This is a genomic window from Pseudaminobacter salicylatoxidans (genome assembly GCF_003148475.1).
In the GTDB taxonomy this organism is placed as follows: Bacteria; Pseudomonadota; Alphaproteobacteria; order Rhizobiales; family Rhizobiaceae; genus Pseudaminobacter; species Pseudaminobacter salicylatoxidans.
Genome location: NZ_QGGG01000001.1, coordinates 446,283 through 465,066, shown reverse-complemented (window position 1 = coordinate 465,066; position 18,784 = coordinate 446,283). Strand labels below are relative to the sequence as shown.

Below are 18,784 nucleotides of genomic sequence, written 5' to 3'. Positions count from 1 at the left end.
GTTTGGACGGTTACGCTTCCTTCCTTTCCGCCGTGAATGTGTGATCTGGCAGCGGATCCCGGGAGGTGGAATTGGCCGCGTTTCTTGTGTTCGAAATCTCCATTCAAAATCGCGGCGAGTATGACAGCTACCGCTCGGCGGCAGGGCCCATCCTGGAGCGTCATGGGGGCAGGTTTCTTGTCCGAAGCGTGAGGGGAGAGGAGGGGCGCCTGGAGGTTCTGGAAGGTGGTTGGGACCCCGAACGCTTCTTTGTCGTCGAGTTTCCAGGCTGGGAGCAGGCTCGGAATTTCTATTTCTCGGACGAGTATCAAAAATCGGTTCAGGCGCGGTTCGCGTCCTCGATCGGGAAAGCAATTCTCGTGGAGGGAATGCCCTGGACCTTGGAACGGTAAGACGCCGGCGAGCTACTCGGCAGACACCTGCAGCGAACCGCGATCAGACCGACAGATTTGCAACGTGCCGAATTCTGGGAGGAGATGGCATGCGATTGAACAGACGCGACTTTATGCTTTCCACGGCCGCGCTTGGAGCGGCCACGATGAGTTCTCGGGTGCTGGCGCAATCCGGCGACCCCATACGCATAGGTCTTCTGGCCCCGCTCACCGGCTTTGCGCCGGACCTCGGGCGAGACGTCCAGCTCGGCGCGCAATTGGCCGTTGCCCAGATCAACAAGGCCGGCGGCGTCCTGGGGCGGCCCGTCGAGCTGATCGTCCGCGACGACAAGATCAATCCCAATGAAACCGTTGCGGCGATCCGCGAGTTGTCCGGGATGGGGGTCAAGGTTTTCGCCGGCGGCGTCTTCACCGCGACCGCGCTTGCCGCCTTCGGTATCCTGCCATCTGTCGATGCCGTATTCATGACCGTTCACGCAAATGGCGATACGCTGACGCAAGAGAAATTCTCGCCACTCGGCTTCCGGCTGAACGAAAGCGCGGCGATCCGGGGGCGAGCCGCCGGCCGTCTGGCCGCCAAGCGCTACCCCGATGTCGTCAACTGGAGCGGCATCACGACCGATAACGAGGCGGGAGACTCGCAATGGCGAGCCTTTGCAGCGGGGGTCAGGAAATACTATCCTCTGGTTGCCGGCAAGGAAGCGAACATCATCGATCCGATCAGGGTGAAGGTCGGCGCCAACGACTTCAAGAACGAGATCGCGCAGATCATGAGCGGCCCGGTCGAGGCGCTGATGCTGTCGTTCCCGGATCCTGCTACGCTCGTGCAGCAGGCACGTCCGTTCGGCTGGGAAAACAAGGTGAAGGTATTCATGGACATGGGCAACGACATTGTCCTTGCCAATGCGCTGGGCAAGCGCACGCCTCCCAATTTCTGGACTTGCTCGGACTGGCACTACAGCGCCTATGTCGACAAGATCCCGGAAGCGAAACAACTCTTCGACGACTACAGGGCAGGCACCGGAGATGACCGCCCCAGCGGTTATGTCGGCATCGCACATGCCGCGATGGCGGTTTACGCCCAGGCCATCGCGACGGCGGGCACGGCCGACGATACGGCGGCGATCGTCTCTGCGCTGGAAAACTCGACATTCGACACGGTTGGCGGAAAGCGTTCTTTCCGCAAGGACCATCAGGCCACGGGCGACACCAACATGTATCGCTTCGCGTCATCGGACGAAGATACGCGGGGCTGGGAGGTTGCCGAATTCTTCGCCGAGGACAATGCGGAAGTCGCGCCGCCAGCGACACCGGGCGCGAAGCTCGCGGATGAGCTCTGAGCACCCGACCGAACAGGCGATCATCCCGACAAGAACCTGTCTGCATCTGCGGGCAGGTTTCTTTTTAGCTTTCGCAGCGCATTTGCAACCGGTCGTAACATTCTGAATTTGCGTGTAAAAAAACCGCCAGTCGCCCGGCGGGTTTTTTTGGAGCAGGGCCGTCAGGCCGATTATTTGCGCAGATCGAGCAGACGGCGAACCTTTTCCTTGCCGTGGCGCGTATGTTCCGCCAAGGTTCCGGGATCGACGATCTCGACGTCCACTTTCACGCCAAGATCCTTGAACAAGGCCGCCCGCATATCGGCTTCGAGCGCGGCGGAATCCACTTCGCCCGACTTGCGTTCGATGCGCACGGTCATTTCCTCGCGGCGGCCGAGGCCTTCGCCGACATAGTAGGCCACGCAGATATAGTCGCCTGTGGTCCGGTCGTCCTTGGTGACGGCGTTCTGGCAAGCCAGCGGATAGACATTCATGCCGCGCAGCTTCACCATTTCGTCGGCACGTCCGAGAAAGGTCGAAAGCTTGCGGGAGATGATGCCGGATTCCGACTCCTCGCGATCGGTCATGATCATCAGGTCGCGCAGATCGTAGCGGATGATCGGCGGGACCGCGCGGTGGAGGCTGGTGGCGACGAGGTTGCCGCGCTGTCCGTAGGGCAGCGGCGCGCCCGTTTCGGTGTCGACGATCTGGACGTATACCGTATCTTCGTTGATATGCTTGCCCTTGCGCTCGCGGCCCTCGAAGGCGATGAGGCCGATCTCGTGGGTGCCGTAGTTGTCGTAGATCGGGCAACCCCAGGCCGCTTCCAGCTTGGCGCGGAAATGCCCTTCGATATCCGGTCCGAGATAGGAGTGAAGGAAGCGCGTCTTCAACTGGTGAAGATCGAACTTCATCTCTTCGGCGACCTGTGCGAGGCGGCCGAGATATTCGCCGCGTGCGAACCACCAGTTCACGCCCCATTCCTTGGCATATTCCAGTTTGCGCGCGCTCGGCGTCACGATGCCCGTTCCGGTGGTTACGGGCACGCAACCCATCCAGTTGAACAATGCCGTGAAGGCATTCCAGGCGGAATTGGCGAGCGAATTGGTGTAGGTGATCTGGACGATGTCGCCCGGCAGAGCGCCCTGTTCATAGAAGGCGCGGGCCATCTGCACGGCCTGGACTTCCCAGGCTATCGGATCGAACAGTGTCGGCCGCGGCATGCCGGTCGTGCCCCCGCTGGTCTGGATCTTCAGCGGCACCTTGCCGAAGTCGGGCCGGCCAAACTGGTAGTGATCGCCGAAGGGTGGCGCCGACTGCAGCGCGCCCTTGAGATCGTCGCTGGTGAATGTGGGAATCCGGTCGATGTGTTCCAGGCGCGTGACGTCGCCCTTCTCCAGCCCCACGGTTTTCCAATGGCGCTGATAGAATGGCACATTCCAGGCATCCGCGACGCGATCGAGGAAGCGCTTCTCCTGCAGGGCGTGCATGGCATCTGCCGAAAGCCGACCGACCGTTGTGTGGAAGTGCGGCGGCGGAGGATAATCGGCGATGAACTGATCCCAATCGACGGATTTGCAATAGTAAGGAATGCTGAGTGTCATGGCAAAGAGGCTTCCGGCTCCGGTAGGTGAGCAGTTGCAGCAACTTGGCCACCGTACAGCGAGAACGCAGTGCTTCGCCAGGGTGCAAGAAACGCAACCAATTGCAGGCGGATAAGTCCAGGAAATGTGGAAAAGAAAAACCGTCTGAATGGACTATGACGCCATGTTGCGACGGCTATGTGGTGAGAAAGCCACTGCCGGCGAAGCGGGCCGAAACAGGTGCTTCAAATGAGGTCCGGCCTCAAACATAGCGCATCATGATGGCGATGCTGAGCCCGACAAGGATGGTGCCGCTGGCTCTCGAGACCCAGGCATGGGATCTCGTTGACGATACGAGCGGGGAGGCAAAGGACGAGATTCCCACCGACGCGAGATCGGCAATCGAGAATGCACCGTTGACGAGGGTGCCCAGGATGAGAAACTGCAACCAGATGGGAAATGCGGCTTCCGGCTGAACGAATTGCGGCAGGAATGTCAGGAAAAACAGCGCTGACTTCGGATTGAGGACCTCCACCACGAAGCTGTCCCGCAGAACTCTCCTGTGGTGAGCAACGTCTTCCGTGTCCTGCTGTCGGTTCGCCGAAAAAATCATTCGGCCACCCAGCCACAGCATGTAGAGCGCGCCGGTAAACCTGATGACCGAATAGACCGGGGGCGCATGATGAAGAAGCGCCGCCAGCCCGACAGACGCCGCCGCAATGTGGACATAGCAGCCCAGATGCACGCCAAGCGCAGCCACAAGGCCAGCCCGGTGCCCGTAAGCCAGGGTTTGCGCCGACATGTAGAGAATGGCGGGGCCCGGCATGCAGGCAAAGGCAAGCGTGGCAAAGGCGAAGGGTATCCAGCTTTCCAACGACAAAGGCAGCAATCCCGTCTCTAGACAGGATCAGTCAAGCAGCCTTCATTGATCATGAGAAATGATTTATCATCATGCTACTAAGTATGATCCGAGGTAAATCGATGTTCGATATCCCGCTGCTTCGCACCTTCGAGGCGGTTGCCAGCCTGTCGAGCTTCACGAAGGCCGGACAGCAGGTGAACCTGACGCAGTCCGCGGTCAGCGCGCATATTCGCAGACTTGAAGATCAGACGGGCTCCGCTCTTTTTGAGCGCAGCACCCGCACGGTCACCTTGACCCAGCAAGGACAGGCGCTGCTTGGATATGCCCGGGCGATCTTGCGCCTGAGTGAGGAGGCCCAGATCCTCATGAGGGGAGGCGGCAGCGCGGTTCATCTGCGAATTGGCGCATCGGATGATCTTACGAGCACTTGGCTGCCATCGGTGCTGGGGAAGTTTCAGGACACCCGGACGGCGAGAACGCTGGAGATACAAATCTCGAACACGCCTGCGCTGCTCGAAAGCATGGACAGGGGCGAACTTGATCTGATTGTCGGCTGCCGATGCAGGGGAGACCAGTCGGGGATCCATCTGTGGAATGAGCAGCTCAGATGGGCGCTCGGAGAGACCCTTCTCGAAGTCGATTCACCTGTTCCGCTCGCTGTATTTCCGGAGCCATGTCCCTATCGGGACGCCGCCCTTGCCGCGCTCGCCTCGAAAAACTGCAAATGGAGAATTGCCACCGTTAGCCCCAGCCTCGGCAGTTTGACGGCCATGGCCGCGGCCGGGCTTGCGGTCACGCCCCTGAATTCCACTTCGATTCCAGCGGCTTTGCCATCGTCGGAGTCCACTGATCTACTGCCGCCGCTACCCGATGTGGAATTCGCGGCCCATGTCCGACCGGGGCTATCGGAAGAAACCGCTCTGCTCACACGCTCGATCATAAAATGGATCACGGCCAACAGACCACAGGGTCGCCAGGTTTCAAGGCGAGGATATATGGCATCTGAACGTCACGGTTGAAGCCGGGGCAAGTCGAAGAAACGGTCTTGCCGGAAGCAGAGGAATAGCCGCATTCGAGAACGATTGCGAAGGACCAAATCAAAACCGTCAGGAAGAAAGCCGTCCCGAACGTAGCCACCTTGTGACGTGATCCGACATAGCTGTAGAGGGCTAGTGGAGCATTATACCCGGTATTACCGCATTTGTTCCATAATGCATATTATGCGATTTTCTGATGTAGCCAATTGGGTTCTATCTTGAGCTGCGACTTGTACCGATACCGATGGCTTATCGCACACAAGGAACCGCAGACAAAACGCACCTACTTACAATCGATCTGGATGATCGGCCAGCTTCCAGATCGTGACGTATAACGATGGTCGGCAATTGGCAGACGCCTATGCCGGCCAGGGCCGCGAACCGCAATGCCGCCATGTCCTCGGTGAGCAGTCGCGGCTGAAGGGGTATGGTGGCGACAGCGCCGTCGGGACCGTCGATGCACCATTCATAGACGATCAAAATTCCAGAGTGTGCAACACATCGCCTCCTCCTCCATCTCATTCACGTCAAATATGACCCTGCCCTGCTCTCGCTAATGTGAAATAGCCACCGCTCAACGGATTGTTCACAATAACGCACCTATAAACTCCTAATTCGTTCACATATCTTCATCACATCAGATCGCTTCGGCGACCGCCAATTCAGATTGATGGAGAGTTGAAATGAAAAAGACCGTTCTCACGCTTGCCGCCGTTCTGCTTACCTCCGGCGCCGCTGTTGCCAGCGAACGCTTCGGTGATGCGGCTCCGGCCGTGACCTATGAAGCCCAGGGCGTGATCGCCACGACCGCTCCCGAAGTCACCGCCCTTTCGGGCGACGCCGCGCCGACCTCGGTCGTCGTCAATGTGCCCGGCATCAATGATTTTGCATCGAGCGCTGCCATTGGCGCGACCGACACCAAACTCGGTGCCAGCCCGCGCATCCTCTATGGCAGCAACTGATCACTGACATAGACTAACAGAGCTATTTGGGCGGCGAGGCTTCGGCCTCGCCGCCCTTGCCATGTCTGAAGATACCTGTTCCCCGAGGCCGAGCCGCCCCGCAGGCCTGGTCGTGCATGCGGAAGGTTTGCCGTTGATGATGAAATGCCGATGGGTCAGAGCGCAGTTCGCGGCCAGAGCCACCAGGGCAGAAAAGTAGCTGTGGCAAGCCACTGGATGAAGATGAAGGCGAGTCCAATCAGACTCGATGGCCGTACCAGGCGCTGTGCCGCGGCCTCACGGAACTCCGCCATCAGATCTGGCGGGATGAGCAAGACCGCCAGCATGATGCCGAGCGGCGTCGTCAGGATAACCTAAGCACCGGGACAAGGTCCGGGATCAGGTGTCGATCGGGGGAAGCGCACAAGCGGCGACGACGACCGCCATCGCCTTGGCGATGACGGGTGTACGGGGATCGCGGGTGGCGAGCCAGGGTGCCACCAGGTCACGCTTCATCAGGCGGGTCCAACTGCGCTACCGGTTCTACAAGCCCGTCATGCCGGTGGCCGCCATCGTCACCCCCAGCCGTTGGCCCCGATGCACAACGTTGCCGGACCCGTCGGGGCATTCTTTTGCCGATCCACGGCCACCATTGCACCGAGACAGAGCCGATTGGCGAGATTCCCGAGCAAGGGCAGAGGCCGCTGCATTGGCTTTCCACCCTTTCTGGTCTCAGCCGATTGAAGTATTTGACCGAAAGGTTCAAGCAGCAAGGGGTTCTCCGCAGCGGCGATAAGCACCGCCACAGCGAACGGGTTGCAGCCAGAACTGGTTACGTCGGCCCCGCCGTAGTGGACAGGCCGGGGATGACATGCCGTCCGGTTTGCGTAGTACTCCAGCATGGCGCTGATCAGGTCATTCTTGGTCGCGAAGTGGTAGAGCAGCCCACCCTTGCTGAGGCCCGCATCACGGGCGACCAAGCTCAAGGCGACCTTACCAAAACCGTTTCGCAACGCGACCGATATCACCGCATGGAAGATGCGTTCCTTCGGCCCTGGGCCTTCGGTACAAGTGGCCTCCTTTCCAGCATCGGCAAGCATAGAATTTCACTCTGCCGGCAAGCGAGGCGCTTCGCTCACTTGCCGGTCCGCACTGGCTTCTGCCTTGCCGCGTCCGAACAGCTTCGCGACAAAGACGAAGAAGACCGGCACGAAGAACACCGCAAGCACCGTCGCCGAGATCATCCCGCCGAGCACGCCGGTGCCGATGGCGTTCTGGCTGGCCGCGCTTGCGCCGGTGGCGATTGCCAGCGGCACGACGCCAAGGCTGAAGGCGAGCGATGTCATGATGATCGGCCGGAAGCGCAGCTTGGCGGCCTCCACCGTCGCCTCGAGCAGCGACAGGCCCTCCTTGCGCAGGTCCTTGGCGAACTCGATGATCAGGATCGCGTTCTTGGCGGAGAGGCCGATGATGGCGATCAACCCGACCTTGAAATAAACGTCGTTCTCCATGCCCATGAACGTCACGGCCAGAACCGAGCCGATGACGCCAAGCGGCACGACCAGGATCACCGACAGCGGGATCGACCAGCTTTCGTAAAGCGCGGCCAAAAGCAGGAAAACGAACACGATGCTGAGCCCGATCAGCGCCGGAGCCTGCGAACCGGACTGAATTTCCTGCAGGGACTGCCCCGTCCACTCATAGCCGAAACCTGCCGGCAACTGGTCCGCGAGCCGCTCCATCTCTTCGATGGCCGCGCCTGAAGAATAGCCGGGCGCCGCCTGCCCGCCGATGCGAACCGACGGATAGCCATTGTAGCCGACGATCTGCGCCGGGCCTTTTTGCCACTCCACACTGGCAAAGGACGACAGCGGAACCATGCCGCCATTGGCATTGCGCACGTTAAGGTTCAGCAAGTCGTCGGTCTGCATGCGGCGTTCCGCATCCGATTGCACGGTGACGCGCTGCATCTTGCCGGCATTGGGGAAGTCATTCACATAGGCGGACCCGAGATTGGCCGAAATCGTCGAGTTGATGTCGGCGAAACTCACGCCGAAGGTATTCGCCTTCTCACGGTCGATGAGCAGGTTGACCTGCGCGGCATCGGGCATGCCTTCTACGCGCATGCCGGTAATAACCTCGCTCTTTGCCGCCGCAGCCATGAGTTGGTCGCGCGCGGCAGCCAGCGCTGTTTGTCCCTGCCCTGCCCGATCCTGAAGGCGGAAGGTGAAACCGTTGGACGTACCCAGTCCCTGGATGGGCGGAGGCGAGAGTGCAAACGAAATCGCGTCCTTGATCTGGAACAGCGCGCGGTTTGCGCGACCGGCTATCGCCGTCGCCGAGTTCTGCTCGTCACGTTCGCTCCAGTCTTTGAGCGTGACGAACGCCAACCCGGCATTGTCGCCCGCGCCTGAAAAACTGAACCCCCTGACCACTACCATGCGGTCGACGGCTTCCTCGCCGTTGAAGACGGTCTCCACCTGCTTGACGATCTCCTGCGTGCGGACGCTGCTGGATTCCGGCGTGCCCTGAATGTCGACAAGGACAAAGCCCTGATCTTCATTCGGCAGGAACGACGTCGGCAGCTTGATGAACGACCAACCCAGGCCGACCAGGAGCGCCAGGTAAATCACCATGAAGCGGCCTGTCCGCTTGACGATCCAGCCGACGGATGAGGTGTAGCTTGCGGCTGTCCGGTTGAACCCCCGGTTGAACCAGCCGAAGAAGCCCTTCTTCTCGTCATGATGGCCCTTGGCGATCGGCTTCAGGAAGCTGGCGCAAAGTGCGGGTGTCAGCGAGAGAGCAAGGAAGCCGGAGAACAGGATCGACACAACCATCGTCAGGCTGAACTGCTGGTAGATGACGCCGACTGCGCCGGGGAAAAACGCCATGGGCACGAATACAGCCGTCAAGACCAGCGTGATGCCGATGATCGCGCCGGTGATCTGCTTCATCGCCTTGCGCGTCGCCTCTTTCGGAGACAGGCCTTCCTCGGCCATGATGCGCTCGACATTCTCGACCACCACAATGGCGTCGTCGACCAGAATGCCGATGGCCAGCACCATCGCGAACATTGTCAGGACGTTGATGGAGAAACCGGTTGCGAGCATGACCGCGCAGGTGCCCAGCAGCGCCACCGGAACCACCAGAGTCGGGATGATCGTGTAGCGGAAGTTCTGCAGGAACAGGAACATCACCGCAAAGACGAGCACCATCGCCTCGAGAAGCGTGTGGATCACCTTTTCGATGGACACCTTGACGAACGGTGAGGTGTCGTAGGGGATCGAATACTCGAGGCCTGCCGGGAAGAACCGCGCAAGTTCTTCCATTTGCGCGCGAACCGCATTGGATGTGGCCAGGGCATTGCCGGTCGGCGAGAGCTGCACTGCGATGGCGGCACTCGGCTGACCGTTCAATCTTGTCGCGAAATTGTAGTTTTCGGCACCTACCTGGATACGGGCCACGTCCGACAGCCGAACAGATGAACCATCGGGATTGGCGCGCAGCACGATCGAGCCGAATTCTTCCGCCGATGTAAGCTGGCCACGGACCAGCACCGTGGCTGAAATCTGCTGGGTGACCGGATTGGGCTGCGCACCGATGCGGCCGGCAGCGACCTGAGCGTTCTGCGAACGGATAGCATTGGTGATATCATCCGAAGTCAGGTTCAATCCGACCATCTTGTCGGGGTCGATCCAGATGCGCATGGCGCGCTGGGTGGCAAAGAGCTGTGCGCGGCCGACCCCGTCGATACGCCGGATTTCGCTCAGCACGTTGCGGCTGAGATAGTCGCCAAGGCCAACGACATCGACAGAGCCATCCGTCGATGTCAGCGCGACCATCATCAGGAAGCCGGTTCCGGCTTCCTGCACCTGAATGCCGGTCTGCTTGACGACCTGCGGCAGGCGCGGCTCGACGCGACGGATGGCGTTCTGGACGTCGATGGAAGCCTGGGCACTATTGGTGCCGGGCGCAAAGGTCGCGGTGATGCTGATCATTCCCGACGAATCCGAGGTGGATTCAAAATAGATCAGCCCGTTGACGCCGTTCAGTTCTTCTTCAATCGGGCTCGTGACGCTGCGATAGATGTCTTCCGGCGACGCGCCGGCGTAGTTGGCATAGACGGAAATCTGCGGCGGGGCCACGTTCGGATATTGGGCGACCGGCAGGAACGGAATGGCGATGACGCCAGCCAGCATGATGAAGATCGCCACGACCCAGGCAAAGATGGGTCGTTCAATGAAAAACTGGGGCATATCGAGCGTCCTTATCCGGCCGTGGATTCGCCGTTGGCGTTGACCGGTGCGTCACCATCCGTTGCAGACCTGGGGCTATCGGGGGTCCACGGCTGCGCGGTTACCGGCGCACCGGGTCTGATCTTCTGAAACCCTTCCACGACAACCTTGTCTCCGGCTTTCAGACCCTCTTCGACAACCCAGCGCTCTCCGACCACACGCCCCAGCCGCACTGTCCTCAGTTCAGCCAGGTTCTCGTCGGTGATGACATAGACCTGGGAGCGACCGCCGGAATCACGCTGGATTGCCTGCTGCGGGATAGCGATCGCGTTTTCCTGTACGCCCTGCTCGATCAGCACGCGCACATACATGCCGGGTAACAAGTCGCCTTCCGGATTGGGAAACTCGCCACGAAGCGTCACTTGCCCGGTTGTTGCGTCGACAGCCGCCTCGAGAAACAGCAGGCGACCGGCATGGGCGTATTCGCTGCCATCATCCATTCGCAGCAAGACACGGGCTTCACCCGGAGCGGCATTCGTTACAGCACCATTCTCGAGCGCGCGGCGAAGCCGCAAGAGTTCGTTCGCCGATTGGGTGAAGTCGGCATAGACGGGATCGAGTTGCTGGATGGTAGCCAGGCTTTCGGCGCTATTGGCGCTGACCAGCGCCCCCTCGGTAATCATCGCCCGGCCTATGCGACCAGAGATCGGCGCCTTGATGTTGGCGTAGTCGAGATTGAGCTGCGCGGCGGCGAGACCCGCATCGGCTATCGCAACTTCTGCGTCCGCCTGCGCGAGTGCCGCCACCGCATTGTCCATCTGCTGTCCGCTGGAGACATTGCGTTCGCGCAGGCGCGTCTGACGGTCTGCTTCCTGGCGCGCCCGAAGCTGGACAGACTGCGCACGCTGCAACGTTGCCTCGGCACTGGCGACCTGCACGCGGAAGGGCTGCGGATCGATGCGGTAAAGGACGTCGCCCTCCTCGACGAGACTGCCCTGCTCGAAGACGCGCTCCAGCACGATGCCCGACACGCGCGGACGCACTTCCGCAATGCGGGTAGGTGCGATACGGCCGGGGAGTTCGTTCAGGATCGGGATCGCCTCCGGCACCACTTCAACCATGCTGACGGCGGGAGGCGGCGGTGCCGCCGGTGCTTCGGCTGAGCTTTCCGCTTCGCTGCAGGCGGCGACCAATGAAAGAAGAGCAGCTGTTGCGGCAATCTTCAGCGAAAAAACAAAAACGTGCATGAAATGGGATCCAGATGATGATTGGCACCGGTCCGGTTGCGGGCGCCGGATCGGTTACAGCGATGAGGAGAGTTGCTTTCGGCAACGGGTTATGAAGAGCCCGACTCCCTGGCGATCATGTCGGGCGCAGGATCAGTGTCGACCAGCCAGCCGATTTCCTGCAGAATGCGCTGGCGTTCATCCTCTGGCCAGAAATGTAAATTGTGCCATTCCAGTGCCTTGAGGCCCTCAAGGGCGAGGAACGCCAGAAGGCCGCCCCGAGGACTTTTCGACGTTGCCATAATCGAAGCGATGATACGGCCGTAGAAATCCACTATGGGCTTACGCAGTTCATCGTCCTGTGCAAGCGCCGCGCCAAGATTGACTGCTACCGCCCGCGCATCATCCGTCAGCGCGTCCGCGGCAGCCTCGATCAGCCCACGTATCGAAATACTCGAAACCGGATCCAACCCTGCCGTTGCTGCCCGGATGCGGATCTCTTCCTTTTCGAGGCGCCGCTCGATCACGGCTTTGATGAGCTGATGCTTGGTCTTGTAGTCATAGATAACGCTGCCTTTGCTGATCCCGGCCTCTGCGGCCACCGCATCAAGGGTCAAATGCGCGGCACCGTCGCGAACGACGACAGCTTCTGCAGCATCGAGAATGTCGTTTTGTTCGATCACTCTGGGGCGAGCCATGCGCAGGCATCCACTAATTAATATCCGACTGTTTGGTTATTATATATGCGCCGCAGCAATATTTATCAACGATGGCCTAACCGGAAACGGGGCATCAAAATCTCAACAAACCGTGATCTGCCACAGCTCAGAAATCACGATTTGAAGTGAGAAGATGGAGAGCGTTGAAACGACGACGGTATAAAGGTGGCCGTGCGCCCAATGCGGCATCCGCATCGCGCGTGCATGCGATTTGGGATGAACTCGCCCGCTGTCAGCTACAGCGTCATCGTTTCCGTTACAGACCATCGCGCACGCGGTGCGGCTACATTTTCCTTTCGGGTATCGTCCGCAGACGCGCTCGCTGATGCGACTGTCGCGCTTAACCCACCAGGTTGCTCATGGCCGGATCGGGGATGACGACGATGGTGCTGCCGTCGCGAACGTTCTCGGCCAGATGGATCACGTCCTGGTTGATCATGCGGATGCATCCCGACGAGACTGCCCGTCCGATGGTTGAGTATTCAGGGCTGCCGTGGATTCGGTAGATCGTATCCCGATTGCCTTCATGAATATAAAGCGCGCGCGATCCGAGCGGATTGTTGAGCCCCGGCCCCATGCCGCCATTGGCGATGGAGTAGGGTTCAAGCGCTGGCTGGCGCGCGACCATTTCGTCGGGAGGGTTCCAGCGCGGCCATTCCCGCTTGTAGGCGATGTGGCCGCGGCCCGCCCATTCGAACCCCGCGCGGCCAACACCGACGCCATAACGCGTGGCCCGGCCACCCCGCTGGATATGGTAAAGATAGCGGTTCGGCGTATCGACGATCACCGTTCCGACCTTTTCGGCGGTCGGGTAATCCACGTCGGTTCGCCACCACTTCCGGTCGATCTTGGAAACGTCGACCTCGGGAATGGGAAAGCGCTCATTGGGCAGCGCATAGTAGATGGGCGGTGCCGCCGGTGGCAGAGGTTTTACCGGCGAGGCCACTTGCTCGATTTGCCGTGTGGACGTGCATCCGGCCAGTGCCAGCGCTCCGGCCCCTGCAAGGAATGCGCGCCGGCCGAGCGCGGCGGAGTGTCGGCTTTGCGTACTCAAAAACGTGTCCTCTTGTCAGTTCTGGACCGCGAATGACAGGAGAGACCTTAAGCCAACCTTAAATGTCGGCTACCGGATGGCGCGTGACGAGCTCAATGAGCGCTGAAACCTCGAAATTCTCTAGAAAAGGACCCGCATTGAGTCACGCAGCCAAAGGCACGGCGATGGCGAAGGGGGTTATTTCCGGCACCGTTGCCTGCACATGACGAAAGTCACATCTTGCCCTATCTGCTCGTGGAAAGAGCGCCTGGAGCATAATCGGCGGAAAGCGGCAAGCCGCGCGAGGAGGAGTGTCGTGTCCAGATTCGTCATCAATGCGCCGGTTTTCTTTGGATCTGCGGCGATCATTGCCGTGTTCGTCGGCATCGGCACGCTGGTGCCCGGACAGGCTGAAGCACTCTTCACTGCGATGCAGGCCGGCATCCTGTCCCGTTTCGGCTGGCTTTATTTGCTCGCGGTCGCCATCTTCCTGTTTTCCATGATTTTCCTGGTCTTCGGACGCTATGGCGACCTGAAGCTTGGCCCCGACGATTCGGAACCGGATTTTCCGTTCCTGTCCTGGATGGCCATGTTGTTCGCCGCGGGAATGGGCATCGGCCTGATGTATTTCGCGGTGGGCGAGCCGATGACGCATTTTGCCTTGCCCCCCGAAGCCGAGCCCTTGTCGGTTGCGGCGCAGCGCCAGGCCATGAGCGTCACCTTCTTCCATTGGGGCATCCACGCCTGGGCGGTCTATGCCGTGGTCGGTCTCTCGCTCGCCTATTTTGGCCATCGCTACAACCTGCCACTGACGATCAGGTCCGGGCTCTATCCGATCCTGAAGGAACGGATCAACGGGCCGATCGGCCATGCAGTGGACATCTTTGCGATCTGCGGCACGCTATTCGGCCTGGCAACGTCGCTTGGCTTCGGCGTCCTCCAGATCAATGCGGGACTGAACTATCTGCTGGGCGTCCCGGTATCGATTTATGTCCAGATCCTGCTGGTCATCGTCGTGACGGCCATCGCCACCATCTCCGCCATCACCGGCGTTGAGAGGGGCGTGCGCATTCTTAGCGAGATCAATCTTTCGGTCGCGGTTCTGCTGATGCTGTTTGTGCTGTCCGTCGGCCCGACCACAATCCTGATGCGGGACTTCGTCCAGAATATCGGGCTCTATCTTGATACGCTTATGCTGCGCACTTTCAATATCTACGCCTACGAACCGCGGCCATGGATCGACAAATGGACGCTGTTCTACTGGGCGTGGTGGATTTCGTGGTCGCCTTTTGTGGGCATGTTCATCGCCCGCATCTCGCGCGGTCGCACAGTCCGCGAATTCGTAGCGGCCGTTCTCTTCATACCGGCGGGATTTACCTTCTTCTGGATGACCGTATTCGGGAACACCGCCATGTATGTAGACATGACGGTGGCAAACGGCGCGCTTGCCAGGGAGGTTCAGGCCGATCTGTCGGTGGCGCTGTTCCAGTTCTTCCAGTATCTGCCATTGCCTGCGCTCACCTCCACGCTCACGGTGGCGCTCGTCGCCATTTTCTTCGTCACCTCGGCGGATTCAGGCTCGCTGGTCATCGACACCATCGCTGCGGGCGGCAGGACCGACACCCATCCGCTCCAGCGCGTCTTCTGGTGCGCGCTTGGTGGTGCGGTCGCAGCTGTTCTGCTCGCCGCCGGCGGACTTTCCGCGCTGCAGTCAGCCACGATTTCGACGGCCTTGCCGTTTTCTCTGGTGATGCTGGCCCTTGTCTGGTCGCTGTTCCAGGGCATGAACGCCGACGTAGCGCTGAGTCGTACGCTGCTGAACGGAGCGTCCCAGGCGCACCCCGCATCGGGAGTGCCATGGCAGAAGCGATTGGCTCTGGTGCTCAGCGCACCGGATGAGAAGGACATCGAACGCTTTCTGGAAAAGTCCGCCCTGCCCGCCCTCAAGGCCGTGGCTGACGAACTGGGGCGGCGTTCGCTGAACGCAGTCGTGGAGCGCGACGCCGAAACCGGCGCCGTTTCATTGACGGTCCCGGCGCAGGGCGTCCGCGATTTCATCTACGGTGTGCGCACGAGCGAACACAAGCTGCCCGCCTTCACGGCGTTCGAGGCGATGAACATGGGCTTGCGCTATGAAGCCCATACGTTTTTCTCGGACGGCAGCCGGGGCTACGACATCATGGGCATGTCGCAGGAACAGATCATCAATGACGTCCTGGTGCAGTTCGAACGCTATCTTGGCCTGGTGAAGTCTACGGAAACGGCCCTGCTGGTGACCGCGCCCGAACATTAGAGTATCCATATTGCTTCAGTAAAAAGGCCATCCCGCTTTCGGATCAGTAATATCCGAACATATGCGGGAGGAACAGAATGATTTGTGGGAAGATCACCAGGAGTAATAGCAGCATGATGAGCGAAGCGACAAAGGGAAGTATCGCGACAAATACCTTTTGAAGCGGCGCACCCGTGAGACTGGAAAGCACGAACAGCACCAGACCGTATGGCGGTGAAATCAACCCGATCATGAAGTTGATGACCACGACGACACCAAAGTAGTTCAGGTCGATCCCCAAGGCCTTGACGCTTGGCAGCAGCAGCGGAATGACCACCAGGAGGATAACCGATCCGTCGAGGAAGCAGCCCAGAACGAGCAGAATGGCGTTGACCAGGAGCATGAACTGCAGTTGCGTCAGCTCCATGGAGGAAATCCAGCGAACCAGCGCTGCCCCCAGCCCTTCATTGGCAATCGCGTAGTTGACGACAAAGGCACTGGCAATCAGCAGCATCGTGGCCGCCATCTGCCGGACGGAGGTTTCAAACGCTCCCGGCAACTGCCGCAGCTGAAGCGTACGCATGATCAGGATACCCAGAACCATCCCCCAAAGCGCGGCAACAGCCGCGGACTCGGTCGGGCTGAACCAGCCTGTCCATATGCCGCCCAAAAGCACCACGGGCAGTGTCATCGGCAGCGCGGCCCGCCCCAGGCGCGGCATCGTTTCGCCAATCCGCGCGCCGGTGCCGGTCGGCAAATCATAGAACCGCGCCATGACCGCGATTGTCGTCATGATAATCAGGGCCATGAGAAGGCCCGGTACGATACCGGCAAGAAACAGCGTTCCGACCGATGCGCCCGACAGCATGGCATAAATCACCAGCGGTATCGAAGGCGGAATAACGGGTGCGATCACGCTTGCCGCCGCCGTGACGGCCACGGCAAGTTCGATCGGGTAGCGGCCGATCTTGCGCATCATCTTGACGGCTACGACGCCGGGGCCGGCGGCCTCCGTCACCGCGCTTCCGGTCATCGAGGAAAAGATGATGCTGACGAGAACGGTGACGTGTCCCGTGCCGCCGCGCAAGCGGCCGACAAGCGCGTCGGCGGCGCCCCAAAGGCGTTCGCTGATGCCGCTATCGTTCATCACATTGGCAGCAAGAATGAACATGGGGATGGCAACGAGAACATAGATCCCCGTCATCTGCCCCATCACCTGATCGGCCAGCAGGCCAAGATCCTGGCTGGTCACGATGAAATACACGGCACCGGCCAAAAACATGCTGAGCGCGATTGGCAGCCGGATCAGCGAGGCGAGCACAAATGCGCCGACAAGATGGGTACGGCATATTTCGGTTGCCGAATTGCAGGACCTGTTTTCGACGCGGCGCGAGCTTGAGGCAAACTGCCTGCGCATGGCGATGGCAAACCGTACCCCCGAATGGGAAGCCGAAATCCTGCGGACGATGCACCTCCTCGCCTCAGCCCCCCTGCCCCATACGGCAGATGATCGGGAAGGTGCGGCAAGATGGGAAACCTTCCATCGCCAGTTCCATTTCGCGCTGGTTTCGGCCTGCGGTTCGGCCTGGCGCCTGCAGTTCTGGAATACGCTGACCGACCATTCGGAACGGTACCGCAAGCTGCGGCTGGTCACGGCCAGCCCGGACAGCTCCATTTCACGCGACATTCGGGCCGAGCATGAGGCCATCGCGCTTGCCGTCATCAACGGCGACGCCGAGCACGCCCTGGGACTTATGGACAGTCACCTAGGGAAAACCGAAACGGTCGTGACAGAACTGCTGGCCAGCATGGCAATCGAGGGAGGAGAAACCGCATGATCATCCGCAGCGCATTTCTGGAGGGCAGCGTGGCTGCCGCCGAGCAGCCGGAATTCGACCGCCACATGCGCGAGACCGTGGTCCGCGAGATACTGACCTATCCTGGCATACGCCGGGTAACTCTGCGGAAACTTGCCGAGGCCGATACCGGAGCGGCGGCTGCTTATATGCAGTTCGATCTGCATTTCGATAGTATCGAGGCCATGAACGACGCCCTCGCCAGCCCGGTTCGTCAAACGGTTCAGGCCCGGATAAAAGCAGGAATGGGGTCGTTTTCCGGCCGCGTCACCCATGTTGTATCCGAAGTTCTTGAGGACCAGAAATGACCGTCCTCATTACCGGCGCTGGCCTGATCGGCTGTGCACTTGCCGAAGGCCTTGCCGCGCAGGGCAAGGATGTCGTTCTTGTCGATATCTGCGAGCCGCCCGCATTGCCGCCGAGGACAAAATTTCTCGCGGTCGATGTCACCGACGCTCAAGCAATTGACCGGGCAATCGTGGATCACAACGTCCGCGAGATAGTTCATACGGCTGCGCTGCTATCGACCGCCATGCGCACCGATCCCGTCCGGGGGCTCAGCGTCAATCTGCTGGGCACGATCACTCTTCTGCAGGCATGCCGCCATCACGGCCTGCGCCGCATCGTCCTCGTCAGCTCGACCACGGTGCTCTACTCCGGCTTTGCCACGCTCGGTCCCGAGCCTGTTCCCGAGGATGCTGCGCTCGGTCTCGTCAGCCAGCGCCCCGGCAGCCTTTACGCAATCAGCAAGCTGACCGGAGAGCAACTCGCGCTGCTTTACCGCGATCTGGATGGAGTGGACACGATTTCACTCAGGTTCGGCGCTGTTGTCGGTGGCCGCAGCGATGCGCCGACAAGCGTTCCGGGACGACTGTTTTCGACTCTTGTGGAGGCCGCCCGCAACGGCAGGTCGATCCGGATCGATGATCCGTTTCTCATCTGGAAGGGCAAGGAAGAATTCGTCGATGTGCGTGATTGCGCCCGCGCGGCGATCTGCGCTCTGGAAACCGAACGAGCGCCGCTCGGCGTTTACAATATCGTTCATCCCCGGCAGTGGTCCCTCGACGAGGTCATCGCAACCGTTGCCGATATATATGGACCATTCTCCGTCAGCTACGACCGAACGGTCAGTACGGGCTTTGCAGGATTTCCCCATGTGCGTCCGGCAGGTTCCGCCACCTCCAAAGCGCGTGACGAGCTTGGCTTCAGCGCCTCGCATGATCTGGTCGATAGTCTCGGATACTGGTGGCAATCGAGCGCACGGGCCAATCGATCCATGTGACCTTGGACGGCCGGTCGCGGCAGCCAG

Annotated in this window: 16 protein-coding genes; 8 read left to right on the top strand and 8 right to left on the bottom strand. The window is 60.3% G+C overall.

Annotation, left to right across the window (positions count from 1 at the left end):
- The first annotated feature begins 71 nt into the window (after nt 1–71).
- Together C7441_RS02070 and C7441_RS02065 are read left to right on the top strand one after the other, a co-directional pair.
- Nucleotides 72–392 carry a DUF1330 domain-containing protein gene (locus C7441_RS02070; protein WP_109611612.1) on the top strand — a complete coding sequence of 107 codons (321 nt, stop codon included), beginning with the start codon at nt 72–74 and terminating at the stop codon, nt 390–392.
- Nucleotides 393–481: 89 nt separating this feature from the next.
- Nucleotides 482–1,732 (top strand): ABC transporter substrate-binding protein, encoded by a 1,251-nt coding sequence (locus C7441_RS02065; RefSeq protein ID WP_109611487.1) that lies wholly within the window; start codon nt 482–484, stop codon nt 1,730–1,732.
- 170 nt (nt 1,733–1,902) lie between these two features.
- Here C7441_RS02065 and C7441_RS02060 read toward each other — a convergent pair whose 3' ends face one another.
- Nucleotides 1,903–3,315, bottom strand: coding sequence for a phenylacetate--CoA ligase family protein (locus tag C7441_RS02060; protein ID WP_109611486.1), 1,413 nt, complete (start codon nt 3,313–3,315; stop codon nt 1,903–1,905).
- Between the two features lie 241 nt (nt 3,316–3,556).
- On the bottom strand, nt 3,557–4,174 hold the full coding sequence (locus C7441_RS02055; protein WP_425326550.1) for a LysE family translocator: 618 nt from the start codon (nt 4,172–4,174) through the stop codon (nt 3,557–3,559).
- 101 nt (nt 4,175–4,275) lie between these two features.
- Between C7441_RS02055 and C7441_RS02050 the strand changes: the two genes are divergently transcribed.
- Together C7441_RS02050 and C7441_RS02040 are read left to right on the top strand one after the other, a co-directional pair.
- Complete coding sequence (locus C7441_RS02050) at nt 4,276–5,175, top strand: LysR family transcriptional regulator (protein WP_170124976.1); 900 nt, start codon at nt 4,276–4,278, stop codon at nt 5,173–5,175.
- Between the two features lie 701 nt (nt 5,176–5,876).
- Nucleotides 5,877–6,155, top strand: a complete 279-nt coding sequence (locus C7441_RS02040) for a hypothetical protein (protein WP_109611482.1) — start codon at nt 5,877–5,879, stop codon at nt 6,153–6,155.
- A gap of 554 nt (nt 6,156–6,709) precedes the next feature.
- Here the strand turns inward: C7441_RS02040 and C7441_RS02030 are convergent.
- The 5 genes from C7441_RS02030 to C7441_RS02010 form a co-directional block, all read right to left on the bottom strand.
- Complete coding sequence (locus C7441_RS02030; protein WP_109611481.1) at nt 6,710–7,234, bottom strand: TetR/AcrR family transcriptional regulator; 525 nt, start codon at nt 7,232–7,234, stop codon at nt 6,710–6,712.
- 6 nt (nt 7,235–7,240) lie between these two features.
- Nucleotides 7,241–10,390, bottom strand: coding sequence for an efflux RND transporter permease subunit (locus C7441_RS02025; protein WP_109611480.1), 3,150 nt, complete (start codon nt 10,388–10,390; stop codon nt 7,241–7,243).
- An 11-nt stretch (nt 10,391–10,401) separates the two neighbouring features.
- Nucleotides 10,402–11,616, bottom strand: a complete 1,215-nt coding sequence (locus C7441_RS02020) for an efflux RND transporter periplasmic adaptor subunit (protein ID WP_109611479.1) — start codon at nt 11,614–11,616, stop codon at nt 10,402–10,404.
- Between the two features lie 89 nt (nt 11,617–11,705).
- Nucleotides 11,706–12,293, bottom strand: a complete 588-nt coding sequence (locus C7441_RS02015) for a TetR/AcrR family transcriptional regulator (RefSeq protein WP_244916033.1) — start codon at nt 12,291–12,293, stop codon at nt 11,706–11,708.
- A 361-nt stretch (nt 12,294–12,654) separates the two neighbouring features.
- Complete coding sequence (locus C7441_RS02010; protein WP_170124975.1) at nt 12,655–13,368, bottom strand: L,D-transpeptidase; 714 nt, start codon at nt 13,366–13,368, stop codon at nt 12,655–12,657.
- 295 nt (nt 13,369–13,663) lie between these two features.
- Between C7441_RS02010 and C7441_RS02005 the strand changes: the two genes are divergently transcribed.
- Nucleotides 13,664–15,640 carry a BCCT family transporter gene (locus C7441_RS02005; protein WP_109611477.1) on the top strand — a complete coding sequence of 659 codons (1,977 nt, stop codon included), beginning with the start codon at nt 13,664–13,666 and terminating at the stop codon, nt 15,638–15,640.
- A gap of 43 nt (nt 15,641–15,683) precedes the next feature.
- On the opposite strand, the gene C7441_RS02000 is transcribed toward C7441_RS02005, so the two are convergent.
- On the bottom strand, nt 15,684–16,940 hold the full coding sequence (locus C7441_RS02000) for a TRAP transporter large permease (RefSeq protein ID WP_170124974.1): 1,257 nt from the start codon (nt 16,938–16,940) through the stop codon (nt 15,684–15,686).
- Between C7441_RS02000 and C7441_RS01995 the strand changes: the two genes are divergently transcribed.
- Genes C7441_RS01995 through C7441_RS01985 form a run of 3 tightly spaced genes read left to right on the top strand, consistent with a single transcriptional unit; the run spans nt 16,900 to nt 18,757 of the window.
- Nucleotides 16,900–17,457: a GntR family transcriptional regulator gene (locus C7441_RS01995; protein ID WP_210205598.1), complete on the top strand. Its 558-nt coding sequence runs from the start codon at nt 16,900–16,902 to the stop codon at nt 17,455–17,457. The two genes, C7441_RS02000 and C7441_RS01995, sit on opposite strands and share 41 nt — an antisense overlap.
- Nucleotides 17,454–17,783: an EthD family reductase gene (locus C7441_RS01990; protein ID WP_019172553.1), complete on the top strand. Its 330-nt coding sequence runs from the start codon at nt 17,454–17,456 to the stop codon at nt 17,781–17,783. The genes C7441_RS01995 and C7441_RS01990 overlap by 4 nt, the downstream gene beginning before the upstream one ends.
- Nucleotides 17,780–18,757 (top strand): NAD-dependent epimerase/dehydratase family protein, encoded by a 978-nt coding sequence (locus C7441_RS01985; protein WP_109611475.1) that lies wholly within the window; start codon nt 17,780–17,782, stop codon nt 18,755–18,757. The genes C7441_RS01990 and C7441_RS01985 overlap by 4 nt, the downstream gene beginning before the upstream one ends.
- The last annotated feature ends 27 nt before the right edge of the window (nt 18,758–18,784 follow it).